Genomic DNA, 501 nt, shown 5'->3' with positions numbered 1-501 from the left:
AGGCGGCCGTCCTCGATCCACGCCGCCGGGGCGGCCGCCACCAACGGTTCGGAGACCAGCTGGCGGTAGGCTAGGGGCTCGGGCAGGGCCCGGTCGTGCGGCGGGATGATGATGCCGGCGTGGCGCTCCGCGCCGGCCAGCGCCGGAATCTGGACGTCGCTGGTGGCCTCGACCAGTCGGATCTCGACGTCCGGGAAGGCCTGGGAATAGCGGCTGACCAGATCGGGCAGGACGCTGTAGTCGGCCGTGCTGACGAAGGAGAGCGAGAGCAGGCCGGTGCGGCCGTCGCGCAGGCGCCGCGCGGTGGTCGGCAACTCGTCCACCGCCGCCAGGGCGGCCAGCACCTCGGGCAGCCACTGCTCGCCCAGCGGGCTGAGCCGCACGCTGCGCTTGGAGCGCACGAACAGCGGCGCGCCCAGGTCCCGCTCCAGGTTGATGATCGACTGACTCAGCGGCGGCTGGGTCATCCCCAGCCGTTCGGCGGCGCGGCCGAAGTGCAGC

The 501-nt window shown here is 73.5% G+C and carries 1 protein-coding gene; it reads right to left on the bottom strand.

Annotated elements, in window-relative coordinates; translation table 11 throughout:
• A partial coding sequence (locus tag DNK89_RS24110) for a LysR family transcriptional regulator (RefSeq protein WP_153064367.1) occupies positions 1 to 501 on the bottom strand: 501 nt, incomplete at both ends.

Origin of the sequence: Acidovorax sp. ST3 (genome assembly GCF_003231145.1) — a bacterium.
Taxonomy (GTDB): domain Bacteria; phylum Pseudomonadota; class Gammaproteobacteria; order Burkholderiales; family Burkholderiaceae_C; genus Acidovorax.
The sequence above is the reverse complement of the archived record's forward strand: the minus strand, read 5'-3'. Positions and strand labels throughout refer to the sequence as shown.